We start from the raw sequence: 15,652 nt of genomic DNA, 5'->3' as shown, positions 1-15,652 counted from the left end.
GCTTGCACCGATGTCGGAAAAAGGGGGCCAAACAAAGCCCAGAGTGCCGGGGAGCCTGTAAGCCGGGTTCTGTAACGGGCGTGGTCTCCCCCCAAGTTTCCTTGCACGGGGGACCTTACGCCCGATGGCAGCCATTCCTCTTGGCGACGCGTTGCCACGCCGCTCCAGCGACCAACCCGGGCTGCCTGGGTACGAAACGAACCCGCCATGCAAGCATGGCCAGCAGCCCCTATTCGGTCTTGCTCCGGGTGGGGTTTGCCTTGCCGCCTTCCGTTACCGGAGACGCGGTGCGCTCTTACCGCACCCTTTCACCCTTACCCTGGGACCTAAATCCTTGGGCGGTCTGCTCTCTGTGGCACTTTCCCTAAGCTTCGCGAGGGCCTGAAAGCCCTGCTCGCCCGGCGGGCGTTACCCGCCACCCTTGTTTCGTGGAGCCCGGACTTTCCTCGGCATCCCGAAGGATGACGCGGCTGCCCGGCTCCCCGGCACGAGCGGTCACCTAGCACGACCCGTGTCGCGCTCCAACAGCAGTTCGAAGAGAATTCCGCCGATCTGTCCATCGACCTCGCCGTCAATGATTTCCGGCCTCCAGCGGCGCTGGAACGCGGTGACGGCAGCCGGTTGATCAGAGATATCGTAGCCGAACCGCTCCAGCGCGAGGAAGAAGGCACCCGGATTATCGTAGAACAGGTTCATCTTCGCCGCCGGAATATCCAGCGCGAGGCCGAGTTCGCCGAGACGCGCCCAGTCGAAGTATTCGCCCGGATCGGTCTTGCGCGCCGGGGCCACATCCGAATGGCCGACCACGTTGGCGCGCGGAATGTCGTGGCGATCGATGATGTCGGCCAGCAACGGCAGCAGCGCATCCATCTGCGGCTCGGGGAACGGGCGATACCCCCACTCGTGCCCCGGATTGACCAGCTCAATGCCGATGCTGGCCGAGTTCACATCGGTCTCGCCACGCCAAGACGAGCGCCCCGCGTGCCACGCCCGGCGCTCCTCGGGCACCAGCGAAGTGACGATGCCTTCCTCGTCGATCATGTAGTGCGCGGAGACTTCCGCCTCGGGATCGCACATCCGCTCCAGCGCCTCGTCGGCGCCTTTCATGCCGGTATAGTGCAGCACGACCATCGAGATCGGGCGCTTGCGGACATTGTGGTTGGGCGAGGCCACGATCCGGTTGACCAGCCAGCGATTGATTGGCCACTGATTGACCGGGCCGCTGTTCATCCTGCCGCCCTCCCCCGCCTCAGACCGAAGGAAGCACTGCGCCGAGCACCAGCGCGTCATCCGTCAGCATCGACTGGACCTGACCGCCCAGTGCCTTGGCCAGTTGCTGCACCATCGCGGCAGGTGCCGTGCGGCTCGACAGCTCTCCGTCCGGTAGCGTGCCTTCCAGCGCACGGCCGATATCCCGGTCGAAAGCGATTCGCGGGCCGCTCGCGCGCATGGCGATCTCGGTCACGCCCCCGCTCAGTTCGGCCGCGATGTCCAGCGTACCGCCGCGCGGCAGGGCATCGATGCCGATCAGCGCGAAATTCAGCAGAGTCTTTATCGCAGGCTTGGCCAGTTGCTCGCTGCGCAGCACCCAGTTCACCGAGATGCGAGCATTGTTGGCTATCAGGGCATCGACCAGTTCGCGCGCCTCGCGCACAGCCACCATGTCTCCGAAACCGCCAGCCGCACCGAATGCGAGCCGGAAGAACTTGAGCTTGTCGGTGGAGACCTTGGCGCTCTGCTCCAGCAGTTCGAAGCAGCGCTTGCGCATCTCCGGGTCGTTCTCGTCCTGCAGCAATTCGAGGCCGTTGGAGAGCGCGCCGACCGGGCTGAGCATGTCATGGCAAAGGCGGGAACACAGGAGACTTGCGAGTTCGACGGGACTTGTCGTCATGAAACGTTCCGGCTTTCGTATTCTTGTCCTGACGCGGATCGCACCTACTGCTGCGGCGCCCTCCGTCCGATTTGAAAGTCATCGCGACTCACATGTCGGTGCAGGCGTCGTCGGCCACGTATCCGTCCAGCTTGGAAAAACCATTCCCGCTATCGCGGAAGAATGCAACCTGCCCGGCGGCGATGATCGCCCATATGCGCAAATCGCCGGTGGAATGTTGCCTGTCGGTGGCAGATGGCTCTGCCAAACCGTTGGGATGCGAGTGATAATAGCCCACGATCTGCGCCGCCGAACCTTCCCGCGCACGGCGATGCGCTGCCAACAGAACGACCGGATCAATCTCAAAGTGCGTTTCCGGCGTCCCCGCGACATTCTGCGCAGGGACCAGCGAGTCGATACGATCCCCCTCTCCCAGCAGCAGCCCGCAGCACTCGCGCGGATGATGGTCACGCGCTTCTTCCAGAAGATTCGCGTGGACAGACCTTGTCAGGGTGACGGGCATCCCCACATGGTATCGAGACATGGGGGCTCATGAAAGTATCTTGGAAGGCGTAATCGCCAGCGACGGGCAGCGGCTCGACAAGGCGCTTGCCGAGGCCAGCGGTCTGTCGCGCGAGCGCATCAAGGCGCTGATAGGCGAAGGCCGCATTCAGGTGGCAGGAAAACCCGCCGCACAGGCTTCGCTCAAGATCGCTGCCGGAACAGTGTTCGCCATCGACGTGCCCCCCGCGATCCCCGCCGAGGCGCAGCCGCAGGACATTCCGCTCAGCGTCGTGTTCGAGGACGAATACCTCATCGTGGTGGACAAGCCCGCCGGGTTCGTCGTCCATCCCGCCGCCGGAAACCTCGACGGCACGCTGGTCAATGCTCTGCTCCATCATTGCGAAGGCCAGCTTTCCGGCATCGGTGGCGTTGCGCGCCCCGGTATCGTCCATCGCATCGACAAGGACACCTCGGGATTGCTGGTGGTCGCCAAGACCGACAAGGCGCACGAGGGCCTTGCCGTGCAGTTCGCCGACCATTCGATCGAGCGCGCCTATCACGCCGTCGTCGGCGGGCATCCGATGCCGATGGCCGGCACCGTGCGCGGCGCGATCGGGCGCTCTACTTCGGACCGCAAGAAGATGGCGCTGGTGGAAGACGGTCGCGGCAAGCACGCCGTCACGCACTTCAGAACGATGGAAAAGCTGAAGAACGCAAGCCTTGTGGAATGCCGCCTGGAAACCGGGCGCACGCATCAGGTACGCGTTCACATGTCGTCAATCGGCCATGCGCTATTGGGGGATCCTGTTTATGGCAGAACCCCTTCCGCCCTTCGCCAGTTGCTCTCGCGACTGCAATTTTCCCGCCAGGCGCTCCATGCTGCGGAACTCGGGTTCCTCCATCCCGTTAAGGGAGAGAAGGTCCATTTCATCAGTCCCGTTCCTGCCGACATGCAGGCACTGATCGATGAATTGCGACACTGAAATCGAAGATTTGTGCTAACGCGAACAGGTGGCTGCAAGTTAAGATGCCTAGCAAGGGTCTTGGACCGCAGACCGACCTTGGAAAGGACGGATTATCGTGAGCAACAAGCAACGCAACCTGCCGACGGTGCCGACACTGGGCGGTGAGCAGAGCCTCAACCGCTATCTGTCGGAAATCCGTAAGTTTCCGCTTCTGTCGCCCGAGCAGGAATACATGCTCGCCAAGCGGTATCAGGACCATCAGGATCCCGAATCGGCGGCCCAGCTCGTCACCAGCCACCTGCGACTCGTCTCGAAAATCGCGATGGGTTATCGCGGCTATGGCCTGCCGGTGTCCGAGCTGATCTCCGAAGGCAACATCGGCCTGATGCAGGGCGTCAAGAAGTTCGAGCCCGATCGCGGTTTCCGCCTCGCGACCTATGCGATGTGGTGGATCAAGGCCTCGATCCAGGAGTATATCCTGCGTTCGTGGAGCCTCGTGAAGATGGGCACCACCGCTGCGCAGAAGAAGCTGTTCTTCAACCTGCGCCGCATGAAGAAGAACCTCGACGCATACGAGGATACCGATCTGCACCCGGACGACGTCGCCAAGATCGCGACGACGCTGGGCGTGTCGGAGACCGAGGTCGTCAACATGAACCGGCGCATGATGATGGGCGGCGATGCCTCGCTCAACGTCTCGCTGCGCGAAGAAGGCGAAGGCCAGTGGATGGACATCCTGCAGGATGACCGCCCGCTGCAGGACGAAACGGTGGCCGATGCAGAAGAGGCTTCGGTGCGTCACGACATGCTGGTGGAAGCCATGGAAGGCCTCAACGAGCGTGAGCGCGACATCCTCACCGAACGTCGCCTGACCGACGATCCCAAGACGCTGGAAGAACTGAGCCAAGTCTACCACGTCAGCCGCGAGCGCGTGCGCCAGATCGAGGTGCGCGCCTTCGAGAAGCTGCAGAAGGCGATGAACCGCATCGCCTCGGACAAGCGGATGCTCGCCGCAGGCTGATCGGCCCTCGGCATAAGTTCATGAAAAAGGCCGGGCCTCCCACACGGGATGTCCGGCCTTTTCGTTTCAGCGTTATGCGTGAACTCAGAAGCTGGTGCTCAGCCCGAAGTTCACCGAACGCCCCATGCCCGGCACGCCACGCAGCACGCCGGTCGCATCGTAGTCACCCAGCGACATGCCGCCGAGCGGCAGGTAATAGGCCTTGTCGAGCAGGTTCTCCGCCGAGACGCTGAAGCGCACGCCTGCGATCGTGTAAGCGACGTTCAGGCCGACCAGCGCATAGGCCCCGGTTTCCGGCTCGTTTCGTGCCGTATCGACACGGGTCTTCTGCGTCACCCAGGTAAAGTCCGCGCCCGCTTCCAGTGCCCCTTGCCGATGCGAAAGCGCCAGCTTCGCATTGAACGGCATCTGGTGATAGAGCGGCGTGTCATCGCTCAGGTTCTCGCCATGCACCCATGAGGCAGTGAGATCGAGGCTGGTCTCGCTATCCTGCCTCTTCGCCAGCGTGACCGAAGCGGAGCCGTCGATACCGTAGAACTCGGCCTGCTCGTTATCGAACTGCAACTGCGCGAACCCGTTCGACAGGTCGGCCACCTTACGCGCGTCGATGTAGTCGTTGACATGGGTGTAATAGGGCGAGACCTTGACCGACCAGTCGCGCTCGCCGGAAAGCTGCCCGGCCAGACGGAACGCGGCGCTGACGGTATCGGCACGCTCGGGCTTGAGGTTCAGGTTGCCGTAGTAGCCGTTGCCATCGCCATACCAGCCGACCATCTGGCTCGACATCGCCCCGTGCCCCCAGGTGTAGCGTTCGTAGATATTGGGCGAGCGGGTCTTGTGGGCATAGCCCAGCTCCACCGTCAGCAACGAGCTGGCAGCCCAACTGACCATCGCGCTGCCGCTCCAGTTATGATCGACCTTGCGGTGATCGGCGGCATTGAACGCCGCCGCCGCGGCTGCATCGGCGGCCTGCATCATCCCGTCGCCATAGCCCTGCACATCGCCGGTGTTCATTTCCACCCGGTCATAACGCAGGCCCACCAGCGTCGAGAGCCTGTCTGACCAGTGCTTCTCCCACTCTGCAAAGGCGCCGATCCGGTCCCGATGCGCGCCGTTGACGTTCACGAAGGTATCCGGCCCCATCATCGTGGTGTCGCCCGGAACCGGGGGCCAGAAGTCGTTCAGCCACTGGTGATGCGCCTCCACGCCCAGCCGCAGCTGGTCCTGGCCACCCATCGGCAGCGTCGCCTTCAGCGCGGTGTCGAGCGTGTGAACATTGGTGCGCATCGGCATGTCGCCGGGCTGCTTGTCCGACAGGAAGTTCATCGCATGGCGCGTGTCGCGCCAGTTGCCCGTCCAGTCGAGATCGCCCCAGTCGAACGTCTTGCGCCAACGCCCGTTGAGATACCACGAGGTGTTGTTCGTCATGTCCATCCACTGGTTGACGAAGCCCTCATAGGGCGAATGATGATAGCCGCCCTTCAACTGGAACAGCCCGGCATCGCTGTTGACCGCCAAGGCCAGCGCCTGATCGGTCTTCTCGTATTCGCTCGAATGCACGGTGCCCAGATCCCCACCGCCGTTGTAGTTGCCCGACTTGGTGTACGATCCGGTGTAGGTCAGCGAGACATTCTTGCCCGCCGCCGTCAGACTGAGCGCGCCGCCGAAGCCATCGCCGTTGCTGCGATAGAACGTCGAAGCCTCGCCCGAAAGCTGCACCCCGCCGCGCCCGTTGAAACGCGGCCCCACGCTGTCGACGGAGATCACGCCGCCGATGTTGTCGCCGCCCATGCTCACCGGCGCCACGCCCGGCACTACCGCGATCGAGGCGATCGTCTGCGGGTCGGTATAGGACAGCGGCGTGTTCATGTCGTTCGGGCACGCCATGTCGATGGTCACCCCATCGATAACGATGCGGATGCGCTGCTCGCTGAGGCCACGAATGCTGGGCATCGAGGAGAACCCGCCGCCAGTATTGACCGCAACACCTGGAAAATCGCTGAGCAGCTTTGCGGTGTCGCTGGTATCCGCTGACTTGCGAGCAAAATCGCGCCGGTCCTGCGTAGCGCCGTTGAGCGGCTGCGTCGCGATAGTAGCCGGGCCGCCGTCTCTCGTAACCATGAAGTGGAGATCGGCCTGCTGGTCGGCAGGTTGCACATCCTCCGCGTGAACCGCAAGCGGAACGAGGCCGGCGCTCGCCAGCAAAAGGGCGCGCAGCGTGCGCGTGTAATTAAGCATCGGGTATTCATCCTGAACAGGCCGGACGGCGCACATCCTGCACCGGTCGCGGCCGAAAGTCGCATGTCTGTAGGTTGCGTGTCCCCGCAAAGGGACGTTCAGGACAGAACGGGAGGTCCGCGCTGGGGCGGGCTGCGGTATCGCCAGGCGCTGAGCGTAATGCGGCGCTGCGGCGCGAAGCCGATCGCCAGCAGGAAGGCGATGGCCAGCGCCAGCAGCACTGGCGGCAGCGGCGTATCCATCGCCATGCCCAGCGCGCCGTATGGGCACATCTGGCTGGCGCGCTCGTGAGAGGCCTTGTCGGTAGAGCCGTGCGTCGGCATATGCACGCCCCGCGCCTCAAGCGCTTCAATCAGCGCAGCACCGCCCATCTGGCCGCCGCAGATCTCGATACCCACGCCGCCGTTTTCGTTGCCGAGCATGAAGCCGGTAGGGATCAGCGCTTTCAGGCACAGCGCCAGCCCGACGATCACCATCGCCCAGCGCAGATGCCCCTGCAGGAAAGATCGCATGCCACCCATTACCGGATCGCCCTAAGACAATCCGGCGAACGAGTCATGCGCAAGTCACGCGCTGCGGCCGGGGCAAATTGTCACAGCCGCATGGGCAAGATCAATGCTGCAGTCCATTGAGCATGGCGAAGACCTGATCGTAGCGCCCCTCGATCTCGGCCTTGCGCAGGAAACCGAGGCGCTCGACGCCGATCAGCGACGGTGTGGGCTGCTGCGCGAAAAGGCTCATCACTTCATCGATGAAGTCCTCCAGCGGCATATACCCCTCGCGAGAGGACTGGCCCGGCGTCAACTCGGTCTGCACTGCAGGCGGCGCCAGTTCGATCACCTCGACCGTACCCTCCAGCGCGAATCGCAGCGATTCGGACCACGAGTGGATCGCCGCCTTGGTCGCAGAGTACACCGCTGCGCGCACCAGCGGCACAAAGGCGAGGCCCGAGCTTACATTGACGATCGCCGCATCGGCCTGCGCGTTAAGATGCGCCAGCAATGCGTCGGTCATACGGATGGGGCCGAGCAGATTGGTGGTGACGCAGGCTTCGCTACGCTCCAGATCGCGTGGCTGCGAGACATCCTCCAGCGGCATGATCCCGGCGTTGTTCACCAGCACGTTGAGCGCGGGAAATTCCTTCACGATGCTCTCGGCGAACGCCTTGATTGCCTCCGGATCGGTGACGTCCAACTGGCGGGCATAGATATGCTCGCAGCCAGAAGCGGTGTCCTGCAAGCTGGAAATCGTGCGCCCCGTGACGATCACGACATTACCTGCATCGTGCCAGCGCCGCGCCAGTTCGCGCCCGATGCCGCTGCCGCCGCCGGTCAGAAGAATGGTGTTACCGCTGATCTTCATGGGTTTCGATCCTCTGATTGCCGAAGGGATGCACTTTCATTTAGAGTGCCGCTCTCTTCTGGAAAGAAGGCACCTTGCTGTCAGCAACGCACCGGAGCGTAAGAAATGGGAAATGCGCCGCTCACCGAATATTCGGATCGCCCCGAGGTCGACGCGCTGGTCAATGAACTGATCGGGCGCGTCGCCGACAAGTGGACTCTCCTGCTGCTCGAAGCGCTCGAAGAGGTGGAAAAGTTGCGGTTCACCGAACTCGCCCGCGCAATTCCCGGCATCAGCCAGAAAATGCTGACCCAGACGCTACGCCAGATGGAGCGCGACGGGCTGGTCGATCGCACCGCCCACGCCACGATCCCACCGCGCGTGGATTATCGCCTGACGCCACTGGGGCACAGCCTGGGCGAAGCGTTCTGCGGTGTGTGGCTCTGGGCCGAAAAGCATATCGATACCGTCCACGAAGCGCGAACGGCATTCGACAGCCGCGACTAGCGCAAACCGGCCTTCCTGCCTTAAAACACCTGCCATATCTCTTCACGAAAGACGCCAGACCTCGCCCATGCGCCTGTTTCTCAAACTCGTCGCCCTGTTCTTTATCGTCACCATCGGCATCACGGTGATCTATCGTTTCGTGCCCCCGCCAGTCACTGTCACCATGTTGACCGACGGCAACGGCATCACCAAAGACTGGACCCCGCTCTCGCGGATCAACCGTGACATGGTCGATGCCGTGATCGGCGGCGAGGACAGTAACTTCTGCACCCATCACGGCTTCGACACCAACGCGATCCGCATGGCGATGGAATCCAACGCCGAAGGCAAACGTCTGCGCGGCGGCTCGACGATCAGCCAGCAGACCGCCAAGAACGTGTTCCTGTGGCAGGGCGAAGGCTGGACCCGCTATATCCGCAAGGGCTTCGAGGTCTACTTCACCACCCTGATCGAGACGATCTGGGGCAAGCGCCGGATCATGGAAGTCTACCTCAACGTCGCCGAGACGGGCATCGGCACCTATGGCGTGGAAGCCGGAGCGCAGCGCTATTACGGTTCCTCGTCCGCGCAGCTTTCCGCCTCGCAGGCCGCGCGCATGGCCGCCGCCCTGCCCAGCCCCAAGACCCGCAGCGTCAAGGCGCCCTCGGGCTTCACCCGCAAGCTGGGCAACATCATCTCGCGTCGTATCCCGGTGGTGCGCAACAACGGCTTCGACGCCTGCGTCTATAAGTAGCCCCAAACAACCATCGATACGAAAAAGGGGAGGAGCCGGGATGGCACCTCCCCTTTTTCGTTGGGCGGTGCAGACCTTGCCCACACATGGCAGGTAATTCGACCGAGCAGGCGGGGTCGCCCCCCTGCCATCGCCTCCAGCAAAAAAGGGAGGGAACCGCAGTTCCCTCCCTTCCTTGTCTCGCTTGAGATGCGTTCTGAAAAGATCAGAAGCCCATTGCGATGGTCGCGCTGAACGTACGCGGTGCACCGATGTAGGTGTACGGCACCGACGTCGACGAGGTGTTCGAGCTGAAGCCACCCACGTACAGCTTGTTGAACAAGTTGGTAACGTTCAGCTGGATGAAGGTCTGGTCGTTGAGGCCAACGAACGACAGGTTCAGCTTCGCGTCGAGATCGACGACCGTATAGGCCGGAGCCTTGGCCCCGTAGACCTGATAAGGGGTGACCACACCGTTAAGCGTATAGCTCGACGTGATCGCCACGTTCTGGTCGTTCACGTAACGCGGACCAGTACGCTTGGCCTGTGCACCCAGCTGGAGCGGACCAACCATGCCCTGCACGCGGCCACCGAACATGTAGGTCGGTGCACCGCCTTCACGCTTGCCCTTCGTCAGATAGTAGGTCGGGTCGCCGGCCGAGTTCACACCCGACTGGACATTGTCCATGATCTTCGACTTCAGCACCGAACCGAAGGCATAAAGCGTGACCTGCGGGATCGGCGAGTAGCCAACGCTGCCGTCGAGGCCGTACTTGTGAACCTTGCCGAGGTTACGATAGGTCGAGATGTCGAGGATCGGATCATACGACGAGGCCAGACGGTTGTTGAACCAGGTGTACCAGGCCGAAATCTGTGCCTGGAACTTGCCCGAAACATAACGCGTACCAACATCGACGTTGTCAGTGGTTTCCGGCTTCGGCAGAGCCTGACCGGCAGCGAAACCGAGCGACTGGTACAGGTTGTCCGTGCCCGGAACCTGCATACCCTTCGTGTAGTTCGCATAGACGCTGAGCGCCGGCACGATCGAGAAGTTCAGACCCGCGGTCGGCAGGATCTTGTGGAACTTGTAGGTACGCTTGATCGGACCGACCGAACCCGGCGTAGCGTCAAGGAAGGCCGCCTGCGAAGCTGCATCGTTGAAGCAGTCGACATAGGAACCGCCGGCTTCCGTCACGCAAAGGTTGTTCAGCTTGCGCGTGAACCAGGGCGAACGAACGCCGAGGTTGATCGACAGACGATCGTCCATGAACTTGCCAGCATACTCAGCCGACGCCTGGTTGAGCATCGCGATCGAACGACGGTTACGCTTCTCGATCGGATTGCCCGAAGCGTCGACCAGCGCGCTCTCTTCGGGGAACAGCTCAGAAGTCTGGCCGTTCTGGAGCAGCGAGGTCACTTCGCCGGTCTGGCGGTGACGGCCATAGTCCAGCGAGTAGTTCAGACGGATGGTCTGGCCGGGGGCCGGGTTCCAGATCAGGTTGGCGATGACGCCGTAACGCTTGGTGTTGGTCTCGCTCGGCGCGTAAAGTTCCACGGTATCCAGCGTGTCACCGTCACCGTTCAGGTCAAGGCCGCCGAAGTAGGGGCTGCCACCGATGTAGCCGTAGATCGGCGTGGTGATCGCGCCCACCGTCGAGCTTGCCTTGCGGGTATAGCTGCCCTCGTAGCCCTTGATGGCACCGGTGCCGCCGTTGGCGCGAGTCCACTGGTAGCTGGGGTCAACGGTCAGGACGAGGTTGTCCGAGAGCGTGAAGCGCGAGTTGACGCGGATGCTGCCCGTGTCCGACGGGTTCCAGCTCTCATCGTACGAGGTGCCGCAGCTGTTCGGCGTATCGGCGACGCCAGCCTGCGGCGTGTCGATCTGGCAGGGTGCGATCGTGTAGTCACGCTCGCCCTTGGTGGTCGGGAAGCGGTTGCTCGAACCCGAGCCGACATTGCGCGACGATGTGACAAGAGTCTGGTTCGGCGAGGTGCCCGTAACCGAATAGATGTACGGATCGGTGCGCAGCGGAACCGACGAGAAGTTGCGGTTCTGGTTGCGGTTGTAGTTGCCCGCAACCGAGATGAAGTCACCGCTATCGCCCAGCGGCTGATACAGCTTGCCGTTGAACTGGTACTTGTTCGTCTTGCTCGAACGCTGGTACGGGTTCTCATTCTCGGCATGGCTGGCCGAAATCCAGGCGCGGGTACCGAACGAGGTGAACGTGCCGGTGTCGACGACGCCGAACAGGCGGAAGTAGCCATACTCACCAGCCGAACCACGCATGCTGGCATGGAAGTCTTCGGTGGGGTTGCGGCTGCGATAGTTCACGGTCGAACCCGAAGCGGCAGCCGTCGGGCTGTCGACGTCGGTGGTGCCCAGGTTCACGTTGACCTGCTCGATCAGTTCGGGATCGAGCTGCTGGTTCGAATACTGCGCATAGTTGCCGGTGTCGTTCAGCGGGATGCCGTCGAACGTCAGCGAGATACGGCTGGCATCGAAACCGCGGATGTTGAGCGTGCCGCCCGACGAACCGTAGGGATCGTTGTTCTGGAAGCTGACGCCCGGAACCAGGTTGATCGCCTCCATGATCGTCTGACCGGCGCGTTGCGTCGAGATGACGTCTTGGGTCAGGACTTCCTTGGTCTTGGTCGAATCGGGCAGCTTGACGCCGCCGACAGCCTTTTCGCGTGTTCCCGTCACGACGATCGAGTTGTCGAAATCCATCGAACCGGTCGACTGCGCGAACGCTGGCGTGGTGATGAGTGCTGCGCCGACGGCGAGCGTGCTCGTCGCGGTCGCGAGAATGGAATTGAACTTCATGTATGTCCCCTGTTGCTCAGGTTGCCTGTAGCGCGCTTCCGGTGATTACCCCGTCGGCCGTCTGCTGCGGCCGCTATGAGCACTGCTTTGTGACAGCTTTCTTACCGTGTCGATTCCCGGAGGCATTGCGCAGCGCAATTTCCGGGATGCGTTGCAACAAAGCATCAATTTTAAAGCAATTAAGGACTACAGTTCGCAATGTTGCGAATACATGCATTCGCAAGTTTTATGGATTTATTGCGCAAGATTGCAGGCAAACATTGAGACAGACAGCGTCGGAACAAGCGTGACGTTATGACATAGCTTGCAGGGGGCAATCGGCGCATGGCAGAGGGATGGCATGGGCTCGCAGCACACACATTCGCACGCAACCGACCACGATCAAGGGCACTCGCACGATCACGGCCATGCTCATGGACATGCTCATGGACATTCCCATGGGCATTCTCACGGCCATCACCATCACGGTCCGCCGGCACCTGGCGCGGCGACAAAAGCCTTCGCCATTGCCGTCATTCTTAACCTGGCCTTTGTCATTGCCGAGGGAATCGCAGGATTCATCAGCGAATCCATGGCCTTGCTGGCTGACGCGGGACACAATCTGTCCGATGTTCTCTCGCTGATGCTGGCTTGGGGTGCGAGCGTACTGGCAGCTCGCCCTCCTTCCGAGCAATTCACTTACGGCCTCAAGAGTTCATCGATCCTCGCCGCCATCGCCAACGCGACTCTGCTCTGGGTGGCGATCGGGGCAATTCTGGTCGAGACGATCCAGCGATTCGCAGAACCTGCCCCTGTCGCCGGCATGACGATGATCGTGGTTGCGGCACTTGGCATCGCGGTCAACGCGCTTTCCGCGCTGCTCTTTGCCAGCGGCAGCAAGTCAGACATGAACCTGCGCGCGGCATTCACGCACCTGATGGCCGATGCTGTCGTTTCCGCCGGCGTTGTCGTTGCCGGTATCGCCATCAAGCTGACCGGCTACACAGTCCTCGACCCCCTCGCCTCGCTGCTCATTACCGGCGCGATTGCGTGGTCCAGCTGGAGCCTTTTGCGTGATTCGCTACGCATGGGAATGCTGGCAGTTCCTGACGGGGTCGATATTGCCGCTGTACGCGCCTTTCTGAAAGCTCGCCCCGGCGTATCCGAAGTTCACGACCTTCACGTCTGGCCTATGAGCACCACCGAAACGGCCCTGACGGCGCACCTTGTCATGCCTGCCGGCCTTCCCGGCGACGCCTTCCTGCACAGCGTGGCGCATGATCTCGAACATACGTTCGGGATCGGTCATCCCACCATCCAGATCGAGACCGGTATAGACGATCACGCCTGTGCCCTCCAGAGCGCCACCGTTATCTGACCTCTCGCAAAGCTGTAACACAAACGAAAGGGGCGGCTGCCGGACTGGCAACCGCCCCTTTCGTTTGTCGCTGACCGTTTCCCGCGAACGGGTTACGGCATCAGGTTACGCAGCCGCTTCGGCCTTGTCGCCCTTGAGGACGCGCACCGGCTCCTTGCGGCCGGCCACCACATCGGCGTCGACCACAACTTCGGCGATGTCGCTTTCGGTCGGCAGATCGAACATCGTATCGAGCAGCAGCCCTTCGACGATCGAGCGCAGGCCACGTGCGCCGGTCTTGCGGTCGATCGCCTTCTGAGCAATCGCCTCAAGCGCTTCTTCGGTGAACGTGAGTTCCACGTCCTCCAGTTCGAACAGCTTGCGGTACTGCTTGATCAGCGCATTCTTCGGCTCGCGCAGGATCTTCACCAGCGCCGAAATATCGAGATCCTCGAGCGTTGCGATCACCGGCAGGCGACCCACGAATTCGGGGATGAGCCCGAACTTGAGGAGGTCTTCCGGCTCTGCCTTCTGGAGCAGTTCGCCGACCTGACGCTTGTCCGGATCGGCGACATGCGCGCCGAAGCCGATCGAACGCTTCTGCAGGCGATCGCCGATGATCTTTTCCAGACCCGCAAATGCACCGCCGCAGATGAACAGGATGTTCGTCGTGTCGACCTGCAGGAACTCCTGCTGCGGATGCTTGCGCCCACCCTGCGGCGGAACCGAGGCAGTGGTGCCTTCCATCAGCTTGAGCAGGGCCTGCTGCACGCCTTCGCCCGACACGTCGCGCGTGATCGACGGATTCTCGGCCTTGCGGCTGATCTTGTCGATCTCGTCGATGTAGACGATGCCATGCTGCGCCTTCTCGACGTTGTAGTCGGAGACCTGGAGCAACTTGAGGATGATGTTCTCGACATCCTCGCCCACGTAACCGGCTTCGGTCAGCGTGGTGGCGTCGGCCATCGTGAAGGGCACGTCGAAGGTTTTGGCCAGCGTCTGCGCGAGCAGCGTCTTGCCCGAACCGGTCGGGCCGACCAGCAGGATGTTCGACTTCGACAGTTCGACATCGCCCTGCTTGCCGCTGTGCTTGAGGCGCTTGTAGTGGTTATGGACCGCCACCGAGAGCACGCGCTTGGCGCGCTCCTGACCGATCACATAATCGTTCAGCGTCTCGCAGATTTCACGAGGGCTGGGTACGCCGCCGTCCTTCTTGCCCGCGATTCCCGCCTTGGTCTCTTCGCGAATGATGTCGTTGCAAAGCTCGACACATTCGTCGCAGATGAACACCGTGGGGCCCGCGATCAGCTTGCGCACTTCGTGCTGCGACTTACCGCAGAAGCTGCAGTACAGGGTGCTTTTCGCGTCAGATCCGCTCAATTTCGTCATTTTCCGTCTTTTGTGTCTCGCCGGGGGCGACTCGTCGAGTCTACCCCGGCGTAAACCCGTTTTGCAATCCTAGGCGTAATTGGTTGCCGTGGACTGAATCTGCGAGGCGGCGATTTTCACGATCCACCGCCTCCAGATCAATGCTCTTTTACCGTCAGGCCTCAGAAGGCTTGTCAGCGTCAGGGCGCGTCTCGAAGACCTTGTCGACCAGACCGAACGCCAGCGCTTCCTCCGCTTCGAGGAACGTGTCGCGGTCCATTGCCTTCTCGATCTCGTCGAGCGACTTGCCCGTGTACTTCACGTAGAGATCGTTCAGCCGCTTGCGCATGCGCAGGATTTCGCGGGCCTGGATCTCGATATCGCTGGCCATGCCCTGGGCACCGCCCGAGGGCTGGTGGACCATGATGCGGGCATTCGGCAGCGCGATACGCATGCCCGGCTCACCGGCGGCCAGCAGGAAGCTGCCCATCGAAGCCGCCTGACCGATGCACACGGTCGACACGCGCGGCTTGATATACTGCATCGTGTCGTGAATCGCCATACCCGCCGTGACGACGCCGCCCGGCGAGTTGATGTACATCGAGATGTCCTTCGACGGGTTCTCCGATTCGAGGAACAGCAGTTGCGCCACGATCAGCGAGGCCATGTGATCCTCGACCTGACCGGTGACGAACACGATGCGCTCGCGCAGCAGGCGCGAATAGATGTCGAAGCTACGCTCACCACGGCTGGTCTGCTCGACGACCATCGGCACCAGCGCGCCGGTGACGGGATCGGTAGTGAACTTTCCTTGGGCGCCCGAAGCGCCAAACAGGTCGAGCATGGGAATCCTCTTTGTGTTGGACCGCCTATGTCGCGTGCCAGGGCGCACAGTTCAAGGGATTAACTGTCCATTGGTGGGACACGGTGTATCACTGTCCCCAGCACAGGCACTTCAGCCGACGA

At 62.0% G+C, this 15,652-nt stretch carries 14 protein-coding genes and 1 other RNA gene; 5 read left to right on the top strand and 10 right to left on the bottom strand.

The features are described from left to right. Positions 1 to 42 precede the first annotated feature (42 nt). From rnpB to AC3EC3_RS01705, 4 genes are all read right to left on the bottom strand, one after another. Positions 43 to 486, bottom strand: an RNA gene (rnpB, locus tag AC3EC3_RS01720) — RNase P RNA component class A. A 9-nt stretch (positions 487 to 495) separates the two neighbouring features. Then, a complete protein-coding gene (locus tag AC3EC3_RS01715; protein ID WP_488489168.1) occupies positions 496 to 1,200 on the bottom strand; it encodes an N-acetylmuramoyl-L-alanine amidase in 705 nt (234 codons plus the stop codon). A 49-nt stretch (positions 1,201 to 1,249) separates the two neighbouring features. After that, the gene (locus AC3EC3_RS01710) at positions 1,250 to 1,891 is read right to left on the bottom strand and encodes a histidine phosphotransferase family protein (RefSeq protein ID WP_488487976.1); all 642 of its coding nucleotides are present in this window, start codon (positions 1,889 to 1,891) and stop codon (positions 1,250 to 1,252) included. Positions 1,892 to 1,979: 88 nt separating this feature from the next. Continuing rightward, a complete protein-coding gene (locus tag AC3EC3_RS01705; RefSeq protein ID WP_488487975.1) occupies positions 1,980 to 2,393 on the bottom strand; it encodes a M67 family metallopeptidase in 414 nt (137 codons plus the stop codon). Positions 2,394 to 2,412: 19 nt separating this feature from the next. Here AC3EC3_RS01705 and AC3EC3_RS01700 point away from each other — a divergent pair, with 19 nt between their 5' ends. Beyond that, positions 2,413 to 3,357 (top strand): RluA family pseudouridine synthase, encoded by a 945-nt coding sequence (locus AC3EC3_RS01700; protein WP_488487974.1) that lies wholly within the window; start codon positions 2,413 to 2,415, stop codon positions 3,355 to 3,357. 97 nt (positions 3,358 to 3,454) lie between these two features. Then, positions 3,455 to 4,360 carry an RNA polymerase sigma factor RpoH gene (rpoH, locus tag AC3EC3_RS01695; RefSeq protein WP_260927476.1) on the top strand — a complete coding sequence of 302 codons (906 nt, stop codon included), beginning with the start codon at positions 3,455 to 3,457 and terminating at the stop codon, positions 4,358 to 4,360. A gap of 84 nt (positions 4,361 to 4,444) precedes the next feature. On the opposite strand, the gene AC3EC3_RS01690 is transcribed toward rpoH, so the two are convergent. The 3 genes from AC3EC3_RS01690 to AC3EC3_RS01680 form a co-directional block, all read right to left on the bottom strand. Further along, positions 4,445 to 6,598 carry a TonB-dependent receptor gene (locus tag AC3EC3_RS01690; RefSeq protein ID WP_488487973.1) on the bottom strand — a complete coding sequence of 718 codons (2,154 nt, stop codon included), beginning with the start codon at positions 6,596 to 6,598 and terminating at the stop codon, positions 4,445 to 4,447. Between the two features lie 98 nt (positions 6,599 to 6,696). Then, entirely contained in the window at positions 6,697 to 7,110 is a 414-nt protein-coding gene (locus AC3EC3_RS01685; RefSeq protein ID WP_488487972.1) for a DUF2946 family protein, read from the bottom strand. Positions 7,111 to 7,210: 100 nt separating this feature from the next. Then, positions 7,211 to 7,960, bottom strand: coding sequence for an SDR family oxidoreductase (locus tag AC3EC3_RS01680; RefSeq protein ID WP_488487971.1), 750 nt, complete (start codon positions 7,958 to 7,960; stop codon positions 7,211 to 7,213). A 105-nt stretch (positions 7,961 to 8,065) separates the two neighbouring features. Here AC3EC3_RS01680 and AC3EC3_RS01675 point away from each other — a divergent pair, with 105 nt between their 5' ends. Both AC3EC3_RS01675 and mtgA read left to right on the top strand, forming a co-directional pair. Then, complete coding sequence (locus AC3EC3_RS01675) at positions 8,066 to 8,446, top strand: winged helix-turn-helix transcriptional regulator (protein ID WP_488487970.1); 381 nt, start codon at positions 8,066 to 8,068, stop codon at positions 8,444 to 8,446. A gap of 67 nt (positions 8,447 to 8,513) precedes the next feature. After that, positions 8,514 to 9,179, top strand: a complete 666-nt coding sequence (mtgA, locus tag AC3EC3_RS01670) for a monofunctional biosynthetic peptidoglycan transglycosylase (protein ID WP_488487969.1) — start codon at positions 8,514 to 8,516, stop codon at positions 9,177 to 9,179. A 205-nt stretch (positions 9,180 to 9,384) separates the two neighbouring features. On the opposite strand, the gene AC3EC3_RS01665 is transcribed toward mtgA, so the two are convergent. Next, positions 9,385 to 11,982, bottom strand: coding sequence for a TonB-dependent receptor (locus AC3EC3_RS01665; protein ID WP_488487968.1), 2,598 nt, complete (start codon positions 11,980 to 11,982; stop codon positions 9,385 to 9,387). Positions 11,983 to 12,322: 340 nt separating this feature from the next. Between AC3EC3_RS01665 and AC3EC3_RS01660 the strand changes: the two genes are divergently transcribed. Beyond that, positions 12,323 to 13,339 (top strand): cation diffusion facilitator family transporter, encoded by a 1,017-nt coding sequence (locus AC3EC3_RS01660; RefSeq protein WP_488487967.1) that lies wholly within the window; start codon positions 12,323 to 12,325, stop codon positions 13,337 to 13,339. Between the two features lie 105 nt (positions 13,340 to 13,444). On the opposite strand, the gene clpX is transcribed toward AC3EC3_RS01660, so the two are convergent. Together clpX and clpP are read right to left on the bottom strand one after the other, a co-directional pair. Further along, positions 13,445 to 14,707: an ATP-dependent Clp protease ATP-binding subunit ClpX gene (gene clpX / locus AC3EC3_RS01655; RefSeq protein ID WP_260927467.1), complete on the bottom strand. Its 1,263-nt coding sequence runs from the start codon at positions 14,705 to 14,707 to the stop codon at positions 13,445 to 13,447. Between the two features lie 154 nt (positions 14,708 to 14,861). Beyond that, positions 14,862 to 15,530 carry an ATP-dependent Clp endopeptidase proteolytic subunit ClpP gene (clpP, locus tag AC3EC3_RS01650; RefSeq protein WP_313958537.1) on the bottom strand — a complete coding sequence of 223 codons (669 nt, stop codon included), beginning with the start codon at positions 15,528 to 15,530 and terminating at the stop codon, positions 14,862 to 14,864. Positions 15,531 to 15,652: the final 122 nt, after the last annotated feature.

This window comes from Novosphingobium sp. BAM6 (assembly GCF_057784955.1).
This window is presented reverse-complemented; position numbering and strand designations above follow the sequence as displayed.